Below are 13,684 nucleotides of genomic sequence, written 5' to 3'. Positions count from 1 at the left end.
GCTATTACATCAATAAAATGTAATAAAAAAGTAGACGGGATAAACGGCAACAATAAACTGGCAGGCAATAAAAAAGCCAGTCAGGTGACCTGACTGGCTTTTTGAGCGTTTAGCGAATCAACGATTAATCGTTGTCAGAACCGCCCAGACCCGCGTTCAGCAGTTCTGCCAGGTTAGCAGAAGCTTCTTCCACGCTGACCTGCGGCGCTGCAGGCAGTTCGCCCGCTGCGCGACGGCGCATACGATCCTGGTGGTACGCATAACCGGTACCGGCCGGGATCAGACGACCCACGATAACGTTCTCTTTCAGGCCACGCAGTTCGTCGCGTTTACCCGCAACGGCTGCTTCGGTCAGGACACGGGTGGTCTCCTGGAACGATGCGGCAGAGATGAACGATTCGGTTGCCAGGGACGCTTTGGTGATACCCAGCAGATCGCGGGAGAATGTTGCACCCACTTTGCCGTTCGCTTCCAGATCGCGGTTAGCAATCTTAACGCGAGAGTATTCAACCTGTTCGCCTTCCAGGAAGTCGGAGCTACCGGCGCTTTCGATGGTCGCTTTACGCAGCATCTGACGAACGATAACTTCGATGTGCTTATCGTTAATCTTAACGCCCTGCAGACGGTATACGTCCTGAACTTCGTTAACAATGTAACGAGTCACAGCATGCACGCCACGCAGACGCAGAATGTCGTGCGGCGCTTCCGGACCGTCGGAAACCACGTCACCACGTTCTACGCGTTCACCTTCGAACACGTTGAGCTGACGCCACTTAGGAATCATCTCTTCGTACGGATCGCTACCGTCTACCGGGGTGATAACCAGACGACGTTTCCCTTTGGTTTCTTTACCGAAGGAAATGATGCCGCTGATTTCAGCCAGGATTGCCGGCTCTTTCGGACGACGCGCTTCGAACAGGTCGGCAACGCGCGGCAGACCACCGGTGATGTCCTTGGTACCGCCGGATTCCTGCGGTACACGCGCCAGGGTGTCACCAGAGCTGATCTGGACGCCATCTTCCAGCTGAACAATCGCTTTACCCGGCAGGAAGTACTGCGCAGGCATATCGGTGCCAGGGATCAGAACGTCATTGCCCTGAGCATCAACGATTTTCAGCGCCGGACGCAGATCTTTACCGCCAGTGGTACGCTCTGCAGAATCCAGAACCACCAGAGAAGACAGACCGGTCAGCTCGTCGGTCTGACGAGTAATGGTCTGGCCGTCAATCATGTCAGTGAAGCGGACAAAACCACTCACTTCGGTGATAACCGGCATGGTGTGCGGATCCCAGTTTGCTACGGTTTCACCGCCGGCAACCTGCTCGCCATCACCTTTCGCCATAACGGAGCCGTAAGGCACTTTATAGCTCTCTTTGGTACGACCGAATTCGTCGATCAGCTTCAGCTCGGTATTACGGGAAGTAATAACCAGCTTACCGCTGGAGTTCACAACCGACTTCGCGTTGCTCAGACGGATGCTACCTTTGTTTTTCACCTGGATGCTGGACTCAGCAGCCGCACGAGATGCCGCACCACCGATGTGGAACGTACGCATCGTCAGCTGTGTACCCGGTTCACCGATGGACTGTGCCGCGATAACGCCGATAGCCTCACCTTTGTTGATGATGTGGCCACGCGCCAGGTCACGACCGTAGCAGTGCGCACATACACCAAAGTCGGTGTCACAGGATACAACGGAACGCACTTTGACGGAGTCAACGGAGTTCTCTTCCAGCAGATCGCACCAGTGCTCGTGCAGCAGCGTGTTGCGTGGAACCAGAATGTCCGCCGTACCCGGCTTCAGAACGTCTTCAGCGGTCACACGACCCAGTACGCGATCGCGCAGCGGCTCTTTAACATCGCCACCCTCGATAACCGGGGTCATGGTGATGCCTTCCAGGGTGCCACAGTCGTCTTCAGTCACGACCAGGTCCTGCGCAACGTCAACCAGACGACGAGTCAGGTAACCGGAGTTCGCCGTTTTCAGTGCGGTATCCGCCAGACCTTTACGCGCACCGTGCGTGGAGATGAAGTACTGGAGTACGTTCAGACCTTCACGGAAGTTCGCGGTGATTGGCGTTTCGATGATGGAGCCATCCGGCTTCGCCATCAGACCACGCATACCGGCAAGCTGACGAATCTGTGCAGCAGAACCACGCGCACCGGAGTCGGCCATCATGTAAATGCTGTTGAAGGAGACCTGCTGCTCTTCTTCGCCGTTACGGTTAATAACGGTTTCAGTTTGCAGGTTGTCCATCATCGCTTTGGATACACGATCGTTCGCCGCGGCCCAGATATCGATAACTTTGTTGTAGCGTTCGCCAGCGGTAACCAGACCCGACTGGAACTGCTCCTGAATCTCAGCAACTTCCGCTTCCGCTTCGCTGATGATCTCGTATTTTTTCTCCGGGATGACCATGTCATCGATACCAACGGATGCACCTGAGCGCGCTGCATAAGCAAAGCCGGTGTACATCGTCTGGTCCGCAAAAATAACGGTCGGTTTCAGGCCCAGAATACGGTAGCAGGTGTTCAGCATTTTGGAGATCGCTTTCTTACCCAGCGCCTGGTTGACGATGGAGAAAGGCAGACCTTTCGGTACGATCATCCACAGAATGGCACGGCCGATAGTCGTGTCTTTCAGGCTGGTTTTCGCAACGAATTCGCCGTTAGCATCTTTTTCGTATTCAGTGATACGCACTTTAACGCGCGCATGCAGAGAGGCCAGGCCAGCGCGATAAATACGCTCAGCTTCTTTCGGGCCAGTCAGCACCATGCCTTCGCCTTTGGCGTTAACACAGTCACGGGTCATGTAGTACAGACCCAGTACAACGTCCTGAGACGGAACGATGATTGGTTCGCCGTTCGCCGGAGACAGGATGTTGTTGGTAGACATCATCAGCGCACGCGCTTCGAGCTGGGCTTCCAGCGTCAGCGGTACGTGAACAGCCATCTGGTCACCATCGAAGTCGGCGTTGTATGCCGCACAAACCAGCGGGTGCAGCTGAATAGCTTTACCTTCGATCAGTACCGGCTCAAATGCCTGGATACCCAGACGGTGCAGGGTTGGTGCACGGTTCAGCAGTACCGGGTGTTCGCGGATCACTTCGTCCAGGATATCCCAAACGACAGCTTCTTCACGCTCAACCATTTTCTTAGCGGCTTTGATGGTGGTGGCGAGGCCACGCAGTTCCAGCTTGCCGTAGATGAACGGTTTGAACAGCTCCAGCGCCATTTTCTTCGGCAGACCGCACTGATGCAGACGCAGGTATGGACCTACGGTGATTACAGAACGACCGGAGTAGTCAACGCGCTTACCGAGCAGGTTCTGACGAAAACGACCCTGCTTACCTTTGATCATATCGGCCAAAGATTTCAGAGGACGTTTGTTAGAACCGGTGATCGCACGACCGCGACGACCGTTATCCAGCAGGGCGTCGACCGCTTCCTGCAGCATACGTTTTTCGTTGCGTACGATGATGTCCGGCGCAGCCAGATCCAGCAGACGTTTCAGACGGTTGTTACGGTTAATGACGCGACGATACAGATCGTTCAGGTCAGAAGTCGCGAAACGACCGCCATCCAGCGGAACCAGCGGACGCAGATCTGGCGGCAGAACCGGCAGAACGGTCAGGATCATCCACTCCGGCTTGTTGCCAGACTGTACGAACGCTTCCAGCAGTTTGATACGCTTGGTCAGCTTCTTACGCTTGGTTTCGGAGTTGGTTTCGTTCAGCTCTTCGCGCAGAGTTTCACACTCTTGCTCCAGATCCATGCTCTTCAGCAGGGCCTGGATAGCTTCCGCACCCATCTTCGCGTCAAATTCGTCACCGAACTCTTCCAGCGCGTCCAGATACTGTTCTTCAGTCAGGATCTGCTGGCGTTCCAGGTTGGTCATACCGCCTTCGATAACCACATAGGATTCGAAGTACAGCACGCGTTCGATATCGCGCAGCGGCATATCGAGCAGCAGGCCGATACGGGACGGCAGAGACTTCAGGAACCAGATGTGGGCGGTCGGAGACGCCAGCTCGATGTGGCCCATACGCTCACGGCGCACTTTAGTCTGGGTCACTTCAACGCCGCACTTCTCACAGATCACACCGCGGTGTTTCAGGCGCTTGTACTTACCGCACAGGCACTCGTAGTCTTTTACTGGCCCGAAAATACGCGCACAGAAAAGGCCGTCACGCTCAGGTTTGAACGTACGGTAGTTAATGGTTTCCGGCTTTTTAACTTCACCAAAAGACCATGAACGGATCATGTCTGGCGATGCCAGAGCAATTTTGATCGCATCAAACTCTTCGGTTTTAGTTTGCGCTTTCAGAAACTTTAATAAGTCTTTCACGGATTTGCTCCCGTCGGAGTTAGCACAATCTGGCGCCGGGTCTTACCCCGGCACCAGTGACCTGTTTGAGCGAGAGTTACTCGTCTTCCAGTTCGATGTTGATGCCCAGCGAGCGAATCTCTTTCAACAGTACGTTGAAGGATTCCGGCATGCCCGGTTCCATCTGATGGTTGCCGTCCACGATGTTCTTATACATCTTAGTACGGCCGTTCACGTCATCAGACTTAACGGTGAGCATTTCCTGCAGGGTGTATGCTGCGCCATATGCTTCCAGCGCCCACACTTCCATCTCCCCGAAGCGCTGACCACCGAACTGCGCCTTACCACCCAGCGGCTGCTGAGTAACCAGGCTGTAAGAACCGGTAGAACGCGCATGCATCTTGTCATCAACCAGGTGGTTCAGTTTCAGCATGTACATGTAGCCAACGGTAACCTGGCGCTCGAATTGCTCACCGGTACGACCGTCGAACAGGGTGATCTGGCCGGAAGTCGGCAGGCCACCAAGCTGTAACAGTTCCTTGATTTCAGACTCTTTCGCACCGTCGAAGACCGGCGTTGCGATCGGCATACCTTTTTTCAGGTTTTCAGCGAGACGCATAACTTCTTCGTCAGTGAAGGTATTCAGATCAACCTTCTGACGCACGTCGGTGCCCAGATCGTAGGCACGCTGGATGAATTCGCGCAGTTTGGCGACTTCCTGCTGCTGTTTCAGCATGGCGTTGATTTTCTCGCCAATACCTTTCGCAGCCATACCCAGGTGAGTTTCCAGGATCTGACCGATGTTCATACGAGACGGTACGCCCAGCGGGTTCAGTACGATGTCAACCGGCGTGCCGTTTTCATCGTAAGGCATATCTTCGATCGGGTTGATCTTAGAGATAACACCCTTGTTACCGTGACGGCCTGCCATTTTGTCACCAGGCTGAATCTGACGTTTAACGGCCAGATACACTTTGACAATCTTCAGCACGCCCGGTGCCAGATCGTCGCCCTGAGTGATTTTGCGGCGTTTCGCTTCGAGTTTTTTCTCGAACTCGTGTTTCAGTTCGTCGTACTGCTCAGCCAGCTGTTCCAGCTGATTCTGTTTCTCTTCGTCGGTCAGGCCCAGTTCCAGCCAGCGATCGCGCGGCAGCTTATCGAGCTTCTCAGCTTCGATACCACCGGAGACCAGCACCGCGTAGATACGACCAAACAGGCCAGCTTCGAGGATCTGCAGTTCTTCAGACAGGTCTTTCTTCGCCTGTTTGAGCTGCATCTCTTCGATTTCCAGCGCACGTTTGTCTTTTTCTACGCCGTCGCGGGTAAAGACCTGAACGTCGATAATGGTACCGGAGACACCGTTTGGTACGCGCAGGGAAGAGTCTTTAACGTCAGACGCTTTCTCACCGAAGATCGCACGCAGCAGTTTCTCTTCCGGCGTCAGCTGGGTTTCACCTTTCGGCGTAACCTTACCAACCAGAATATCGCCACCGGTCACTTCCGCGCCGATATAAACGATACCGGATTCATCCAGTTTAGAGAGCGCAGCTTCACCCACGTTCGGGATGTCGGCGGTGATCTCTTCCGGCCCCAGCTTGGTGTCACGAGACACGCACGCCAGTTCCTGAATGTGGATGGTGGTAAAACGGTCTTCCTGGACAACACGCTCGGAAACGAGGATGGAGTCTTCGAAGTTGTAACCGTTCCACGGCATGAACGCGACGCGCATGTTCTGGCCGAGCGCCAGTTCACCGAGGTCGGTAGACGGGCCGTCAGCCAGCACGTCACCGCGCTCAATCGGCTCACCCAGAGAGACACACGGCATCTGGTTGATGCAGGTGTTCTGGTTAGAACGGGTGTACTTGGTCAGGTTATAGATGTCGATACCTGCTTCGCCCGGGTACATCTCGTCTTCGTTAACTTTGATAACGATACGGGAAGCATCCACGTACTGAACGGTACCGCCACGTTTAGCGACCGCAGTTACACCGGAGTCAACGGCAACAGCACGTTCCATACCGGTACCAACCAGCGGCTTATCAGCGCGCAGAGTCGGAACGGCCTGACGTTGCATGTTCGCACCCATCAATGCACGGTTGGCGTCATCGTGTTCCAGGAACGGGATCAGGGACGCACCGACGGATACCACCTGCTGGGTGGATACGTCCATGTAGTCAACCTGGTCGCGGCTGAACAAGCTGGATTCGCCTTTACTACGGCAGGTAACCAGATCTTCTACAAAGTGGCCTTCGTCATCCAGGTTGGAGTTCGCCTGAGCAATAACGTAGTTGCCTTCTTCAATAGCAGACAGGTAATGAATTTCGTCGGTTACAACACCGTCAGTCACTTTACGGTACGGGGTCTCGAGGAAACCGTATTCGTTCGTCTGTGCGTACACGGACAGGGAGTTGATCAGACCGATGTTCGGACCTTCAGGCGTTTCGATTGGACATACACGACCGTAGTGGGTCGGGTGTACGTCTCGAACTTCAAAGCCTGCGCGTTCACGGGTCAGACCGCCCGGGCCGAGTGCAGAGATACGACGTTTGTGCGTAATCTCAGACAGCGGGTTGTTCTGGTCCATAAACTGAGACAGCTGGCTGGAGCCAAAGAACTCTTTCACTGCCGCAGAAATCGGCTTGGCGTTGATCATATCCTGAGGCATCAGGGTATCCAGATCGCCCAGAGACAGACGCTCTTTCACCGCACGCTCTACGCGGACCAGGCCAACGCGGAACTGGTTTTCCGCCATTTCGCCAACGGAACGGATACGACGGTTGCCGAGGTGGTCGATATCATCGACTTCGCCTTTACCGTTACGGATATCGATGAGCTTCTTCATCACTTCGATGATGTCTTCTTTGCTCAGGATACCGGAACCTTCGATTTCGTCGCGCAGCAGAGAACGATTGAACTTCATACGACCTACCGCGGACAGATCGTAGCGGTCTTCGGAGAAGAACAGGTTCTCGAACAGGCTTTCAGCCGCTTCACGAGTCGGCGGCTCACCAGGGCGCATCATGCGGTAGATTTCTACCAGCGCGCTCAGACGGTCGTTGGTCGGGTCGACGCGTACAGTCTCAGAGATGTACGGACCGTGATCCAGATCGTTGGTGAACAGCGTTTCGATACGCTTATGGCCAGACTGGCTCAGCTTGGCCAGCAGATCCAGGCTCAGCTCCATGTTCGCCGGGCAGATCAGCTCGCCAGTAGATTCGTCAACATAGTCTTTAGAGGCAACTTTGCCAGCGATGTACTCAACCGGAACTTCGATATGTTTGATATCGTCTTTTTCCAGCTGGCGAATGTGACGTGCGGTGATGCGACGCCCTTTCTCAACGTACACTTTACCGTTCGCTTCGATGTCGAAGGAGGCCGTTTCGCCGCGCAGACGCTCCGGTACCAGTTCCATCTGCAGCTTGTTATCGCGAATTTCAAAAACCACTTTCTCGAAGAACAGGTCAAGGATCTGCTCAGTGGTGTAATTCAGCGCGCGCAGGATGATGGTAGCCGGCAGCTTACGACGACGGTCGATACGGACAAACAGGTTGTCTTTCGGGTCGAACTCGAAGTCCAGCCAGGAGCCACGGTAAGGAATGATACGTGCGTTATACAGGACCTTACCGGAAGAGTGGGTCTTACCTTTGTCACTGTCAAAGAAGACGCCCGGGCTACGGTGCAGCTGAGAAACGATAACGCGCTCGGTACCGTTGATAACGAAGGTACCGTTGTCGGTCATGAGCGGAATTTCGCCCATGTAGACTTCTTGTTCTTTAATGTCTTTAACGGTGCCTTCCGGCGCTTCGCGCTCGTAGATCACCAGACGCAGTTTGACGCGCAGCGGTGCCGAGTAGGTCACGCCACGGATCTGACATTCTTTAACGTCAAAAACCGGTTCGCCCAGACGGTAGCTGACGTACTGCAGCTCAGAGTTACCGCTGTAGCTTTTGATCGGGAATACGGAACGGAAAGCTGCTTCCAGACCATACTGCCCTTCAGGATCTTGCTCGATGAACTTCTGAAACGAGTCAAGCTGGATAGAAAGGAGATAAGGTATGTCCAGAACCTGCGGACGTTTACCAAAATCCTTACGAATACGTTTTTTCTCGGTATAGGAGTAAACCATAGGGTTCCTCAGCTCGCTGACAAGTCGACCCATCTGCCCACATAAGGCAGTTTTTTATGCAACACTATTTTGTTGACCGGAAAATGGAACACTTTCCGCAATACCTGTTTCTATCACGCTTAAACCATTTCATTGCGATTTACACAGCTCAGGAGCCCTAACCTGTCGCAGTATATTAAGTCGTCTATAGAAACAAGCATTGTCAGGACAACCAGTAGTCAAACAGTGTGAAATTCTACTGGCGCCTTACAGCGCAAAAAGGCTGGTGACTAAAAAGTCACCAGCCATCAGCCTGATTTCTCAGGCTGCAACCGGAAAGGTTGGCTTATTTAACTTCAACTTCAGCGCCAGCTTCTTCCAGAGATTTTTTCAGTGCTTCAGCGTCATCTTTGCTCACGCCTTCTTTCAGAGCGGCCGGAGCAGATTCTACCAGGTCTTTAGCTTCTTTCAGACCCAGGCCAGTTGCGCCACGTACTGCTTTGATAACGGCAACTTTGTTAGCGCCGATACCTTTCAGAATTACGTCGAATTCAGTTTTTTCTTCAGCAGCTTCAACCGGGCCAGCAGCTACAGCTACAGCAGCAGCAGCGGAAACACCGAATTTTTCTTCCATTGCAGAGATCAGCTCAACAACGTCCATTACGGACATAGCGGATACTGCTTCAATGATTTGATCTTTAGTGATAGACATTTAAATTGTTCCTGAATATCAGAATAAGTTTATACGTAAGCGAATGCTTTACAAAGACAACTGCGATTAAGCAGCTTCTTTCGCATCGCGTACAGCAGCCAGAGTGCGAACCAGTTTGCCAGCCGAAGCTTCTTTCATGGTTGCCATCAGGCGTGCAATTGCTTCTTCGTAGGTCGGCAGAGTTGCCAGGCGGTCGATTTGCGACGCCGGGATCAGCTCACCTTCAAAGGCTGCGGCTTTGACCTCAAATTTTGCATTCGCTTTCGCGAACTCTTTGAACAGACGAGCGGCAGCGCCCGGGTGTTCCATAGAGTATGCAATCAGGGTCGGACCAACAAACGTGTCTTTCAGGCACTCGAAAGGAGTACCTTCAACGACGCGGCGCAGCAGGGTGTTACGAACAACACGCATGTATACGCCAGCTTCACGACCTGCTTTACGCAGTTCAGTCATTTTGTCTACAGTCACGCCACGGGAATCCGCAACTACTGCAGACAGCGCGCCTTTGGCTACTTCGCTGACTTCAGCAACAATCGCTTGTTTGTCTTGAAGATTTAAAGCCATTAGCTTTGCTCCTGGATGTTTGCCAGAGCTCATGCTCCGGAACTCACTTCACTCGACTCAAAGAGAAGAGCGTCTTAATACGGTGAGCAGAAACAAGCCAGAGTATCCAAAAATAATCTTAGCGTTCTGTCACCGTCTACGCAGGGCATTAAGTCTCTTGCGAAACACCTGCGGTCTTCGACGGAGGCCTGGATAGGCCAGGCTCCAACGAACAAATTCTTTCTATGACTTCGTCCTTTGAACCGCAGCCGTGTTAGCTGCGCTCGTTCACACCAGTCACATAGTTAACTATGCTCCTGGTGATTCACTCACTTGCTGCCTTGCTGCAATTCAAATGACTCGCATAGTGCTCTGTTATATTTCAACAGAATCGTGGGGGTAGAATTGTAGACAAAACCACCGCCCACGTAAAGCTAATCTTAGTTCGCAGATGCGCTCAGACCAGCCTGATCAACGGCAACGCCAGCACCCATGGTGGTGGAGATGCTGATTTTCTTGATGTACACGCCTTTAGCTTGAGTCGGTTTTGCTTTTTTCAGCGCAACCAGCAGAGCTTCCAGGTTTTCTTTCAGTTTATCAGCGTCAAAATCCACTTTACCGATGGTGGTGTGGATGATGCCGTTTTTGTCGTTACGGTAACGAACCTGACCTGCTTTAGCGTTCTTAACCGCTTCAGCAACGTTCGGCGTTACGGTACCCACTTTCGGGTTTGGCATCAGGCCGCGCGGACCCAGAACCTGGCCCAGCTGGCCAACAACGCGCATTGCATCCGGGGAAGCAATAACAACGTCAAAGTTCATTTCGCCTTTTTTGATCTGGTCAGCCAGATCTTCCATACCTACCAGCTCTGCGCCAGCAGCTTTAGCTGCTTCAGCGTTCGGGCCCTGGGCAAATACGGCTACGCGAACTGAACGGCCAGTACCGTGCGGCAGTACGGTCGCGCCGCGGACGTTCTGGTCAGATTTACGCGCGTCGATGCCGAGGTTAACGGCAACATCAACGCTTTCAACGAACTTAGCAGTAGCCAGTTCTTTCAGCAGAGAGATGGCTTCGTTGATGTCGTACTGTTTGGTCGCATCAACTTTGTCACGAATCACGGACATGCGCTTGGTCAGTTTAGCCATTTCTTAGTCCTCCACTACCAGGCCCATGGAACGTGCAGTACCTTCAATGGAGCGAGTCATCGCTTCAATGTCGGAACCAGTCATGTCGGCAGCTTTGGTCTGCGCGATTTCCTGCAGCTGAGCGCGGGAAATTTTACCTACTTTGTCTTTGTTCGGTTTACCGGAACCAGACTTGATACCAGCCGCTTTTTTCAGCAGAACTGCTGCCGGCGGAGTTTTGGTAACGAAGGTGAAAGAACGGTCAGCGTAAACGGTAATAACAACCGGGATCGGCAGACCTTTTTCCAGGGATTCAGTTTTTGCGTTGAACGCTTTGCAGAATTCCATGATGTTCACACCCTGCTGACCCAGTGCTGGACCAACCGGCGGACTCGGGTTTGCCATACCAGCTGCAACCTGCAGCTTGACATAGGCTTGTACTTTCTTAGCCATGTAAATTTCCTCGTTTGGGTGTAGCGCCTAAAAAGGCTCCCCGTGATAAATATCGCTTTATGGGAATCAGACCCATAAAAACAAAAGGCGCGAAATTGTATGTCAATTCCGCGCCTCATGCAACGATTAAAACGTTGCTTTTTTGATCGGCTGTTAGGCTTTTTCTACCTGAGCGAAGTCCAGCTCAACCGGCGTTGCACGACCGAAGATAGAAACGGACACTTTCAGACGAGACTTCTCGTAGTCCACTTCTTCAACCACACCGTTAAAGTCGGCAAATGGACCGTCGCTAACGCGAACCATTTCACCCGGCTCAAACAGCGTTTTCGGCCGCGGCTTATCGCCAACCTGCTGCAGACGGTTCATGATCGCGTCGACTTCTTTGTCGCTGATCGGTGCCGGACGGTCAGATGTACCGCCGATGAAACCCATCACACGCGGTACGCTGCGCACCAGGTGCCAGCTCGCGTCGTTCATCACCATCTGGACCAGCACGTAGCCCGGGAAGAATTTGCGTTCGCTTTTACGACGCTGGCCGCCGCGGATTTCGACCACTTCTTCGGTCGGCACCATGACTTCGCCAAACAACTCTTCCATATTGTGTAATTTGATATGTTCACGCAACGAGGTAGCTACGCGACCTTCAAAACCGGAAAACGCCTGAACGACGTACCAGCGTTTTTTAGGAGCTTCAGACATCTCAGAACCTCAGGCCAGTGATAAAGGATACCAGGCGAACCAGAATACCATCCAGTCCCCACAGGATCAGTGACATTACGGCAGTCACTGCGGCAACAATCAGCGTGGTATGCAACGTTTCCTGGCGAGTCGGCCAGATCACCTTGCGGACTTCGGTTCTCGCTTCACGAGCGAAGGCGACTGTCGCCTTACCTTTTGTCGTTAACAGCGCGACACCGCCCGCTGCAGCGATCAGAATCACTACAGCCAGCGCACGCACTGCCAGCATAATGTCACGATAAAGGAAGTTGCCGACGATGGCCACAACCAGCAGCACGACTACGATTGTCCACTTCATCGCTTCGAGGCCGCGCCCGCTCCCTTGAGCTTCGGTATTCGCACTCATAAACCAACCTGTCACAAGAATTCAGACAAATAACTTCACCCCGCATGAAATGCGAGGCGACCAAACCGAAATGCTCTGCTGCGTTTCGGACTTAACGCCCTCTTCAGAGCCTGTCTCAGCAATGATTATGACCCAAAAAATCACTGATGAGCCAGGTTCTGGTGTGAAAGCGTGCAAAAAGGGCATCAAATGATGCCCTTTTATTGCGCATTGCGTCAAATGTTATCAGCAATTAGCCGAGAACTTTAGCAACCACGCCCGCGCCAACGGTACGGCCACCTTCACGGATTGCGAAACGCAGACCGTCGTCCATCGCGATCGGGTGGATCAGGGTAACAACCATTTTGATGTTGTCGCCCGGCATTACCATCTCTACGCCTTCCGGCAGTTCGATGGTGCCAGTCACGTCAGTTGTACGGAAGTAGAACTGCGGACGGTAGCCTTTGAAGAACGGAGTATGACGGCCGCCTTCGTCTTTGGACAGAATGTACACTTCAGATTCGAACTTGGTGTGCGGCTTGATAGAACCCGGCTTAGCCAGTACCTGACCACGTTCGATTTCTTCACGTTTGATACCACGCAGCAGAACACCAACGTTCTCACCAGCACGGCCTTCGTCCAGCAGTTTGCGGAACATTTCAACGCCAGTACAGGTAGACTTCGCAGTCTCTTTGATACCAACGATTTCAACTTCTTCGCCAACTTTGATGATACCGCGCTCTACACGACCGGTAACAACGGTACCACGACCGGAGATGGAGAATACGTCTTCGATCGGCAGCAGGAACGGCTTGTCAATCGCACGCTCTGGTTCCGGGATGTAAGAATCCAGGTAGCCAGCCAGTTCGATGATTTTCGCTTCCCAGTCTGCGTCGCCTTCCAGCGCTTTCAGAGCGGAACCGCGAACGATCGGAGTGTCGTCGCCCGGGAAATCGTACTGAGACAGAAGTTCACGAACTTCCATTTCAACCAGTTCCAGCAGCTCTTCGTCATCAACCATGTCGCATTTGTTCAGGAACACGATGATGTACGGAACGCCTACCTGACGACCCAGCAGGATGTGCTCACGAGTCTGCGGCATCGGGCCGTCAGTCGCAGCAACAACCAGGATCGCGCCGTCCATCTGCGCAGCACCGGTGATCATGTTTTTAACATAGTCGGCGTGGCCCGGGCAGTCTACGTGCGCGTAGTGGCGAGTCGGGGTGTCATATTCAACGTGAGAAGTGTTGATGGTGATACCACGAGCTTTTTCTTCCGGCGCGTTATCGATCTGGTCGAATGCGCGAGCAGAACCACCGTAGGTTTTAGCCAGAACGGTAGTGATTGCAGCGGTCAG

9 protein-coding genes are annotated in these 13,684 nt (G+C 53.1%); all 9 read right to left on the bottom strand.

Translation table 11 applies throughout. The annotated features are described in order from the left end of the window. Positions 1-124: 124 nt before the first annotated feature. Positions 125-4,348, bottom strand: coding sequence for a DNA-directed RNA polymerase subunit beta' (gene rpoC / locus F8562_RS02700; RefSeq protein WP_014227492.1), 4,224 nt, complete (start codon positions 4,346-4,348; stop codon positions 125-127). Between the two features lie 76 nt (positions 4,349-4,424). Then, complete coding sequence (gene rpoB / locus F8562_RS02695; protein WP_004097647.1) at positions 4,425-8,453, bottom strand: DNA-directed RNA polymerase subunit beta; 4,029 nt, start codon at positions 8,451-8,453, stop codon at positions 4,425-4,427. A 325-nt stretch (positions 8,454-8,778) separates the two neighbouring features. Further along, positions 8,779-9,144, bottom strand: coding sequence for a 50S ribosomal protein L7/L12 (gene rplL, locus F8562_RS02690; protein ID WP_004097645.1), 366 nt, complete (start codon positions 9,142-9,144; stop codon positions 8,779-8,781). A gap of 66 nt (positions 9,145-9,210) precedes the next feature. Beyond that, positions 9,211-9,708: a 50S ribosomal protein L10 gene (gene rplJ / locus F8562_RS02685; protein ID WP_004097644.1), complete on the bottom strand. Its 498-nt coding sequence runs from the start codon at positions 9,706-9,708 to the stop codon at positions 9,211-9,213. Positions 9,709-10,127: 419 nt separating this feature from the next. After that, on the bottom strand, positions 10,128-10,832 hold the full coding sequence (gene rplA / locus F8562_RS02680; protein ID WP_004097642.1) for a 50S ribosomal protein L1: 705 nt from the start codon (positions 10,830-10,832) through the stop codon (positions 10,128-10,130). 3 nt (positions 10,833-10,835) lie between these two features. After that, the gene (gene rplK, locus F8562_RS02675; protein WP_004097640.1) at positions 10,836-11,264 is read right to left on the bottom strand and encodes a 50S ribosomal protein L11; all 429 of its coding nucleotides are present in this window, start codon (positions 11,262-11,264) and stop codon (positions 10,836-10,838) included. Positions 11,265-11,417: 153 nt separating this feature from the next. Continuing rightward, positions 11,418-11,963, bottom strand: a complete 546-nt coding sequence (gene nusG, locus F8562_RS02670; RefSeq protein ID WP_002438628.1) for a transcription termination/antitermination protein NusG — start codon at positions 11,961-11,963, stop codon at positions 11,418-11,420. A gap of 1 nt (position 11,964) precedes the next feature. Continuing rightward, positions 11,965-12,348: a preprotein translocase subunit SecE gene (gene secE, locus F8562_RS02665; protein WP_004097638.1), complete on the bottom strand. Its 384-nt coding sequence runs from the start codon at positions 12,346-12,348 to the stop codon at positions 11,965-11,967. A gap of 232 nt (positions 12,349-12,580) precedes the next feature. Next, on the bottom strand, positions 12,581-13,684 hold a 1,104-nt coding region (gene tuf, locus F8562_RS02660), incomplete at its 5' end, for an elongation factor Tu (protein ID WP_049083968.1).

This window comes from Klebsiella sp. RCJ4 (assembly GCF_009025755.1).
Classification (GTDB): domain Bacteria; phylum Pseudomonadota; class Gammaproteobacteria; order Enterobacterales; family Enterobacteriaceae; genus Klebsiella; species Klebsiella michiganensis.
The sequence above is the reverse complement of the archived record's forward strand: the minus strand, read 5'-3'. Positions and strand labels throughout refer to the sequence as shown.

What these genes read in the sequence shown, in the direction of transcription:
- rplL (WP_004097645.1), bottom strand. Translation starts at nt 9,144, where the DNA reads ATGTCTATCACTAAAGATCAAATCATTGAAGCAGTATCCGCTATGTCC.
- rplK (WP_004097640.1), bottom strand. Translation starts at nt 11,264, where the DNA reads ATGGCTAAGAAAGTACAAGCCTATGTCAAGCTGCAGGTTGCAGCTGGT.
- rplJ (WP_004097644.1), bottom strand. Translation starts at nt 9,708, where the DNA reads ATGGCTTTAAATCTTCAAGACAAACAAGCGATTGTTGCTGAAGTCAGC.
- rplA (WP_004097642.1), bottom strand. Translation starts at nt 10,832, where the DNA reads ATGGCTAAACTGACCAAGCGCATGTCCGTGATTCGTGACAAAGTTGAT.
- secE (WP_004097638.1), bottom strand. Translation starts at nt 12,348, where the DNA reads ATGAGTGCGAATACCGAAGCTCAAGGGAGCGGGCGCGGCCTCGAAGCG.
- nusG (WP_002438628.1), bottom strand. Translation starts at nt 11,963, where the DNA reads ATGTCTGAAGCTCCTAAAAAACGCTGGTACGTCGTTCAGGCGTTTTCC.
- rpoB (WP_004097647.1), bottom strand. Translation starts at nt 8,453, where the DNA reads ATGGTTTACTCCTATACCGAGAAAAAACGTATTCGTAAGGATTTTGGT.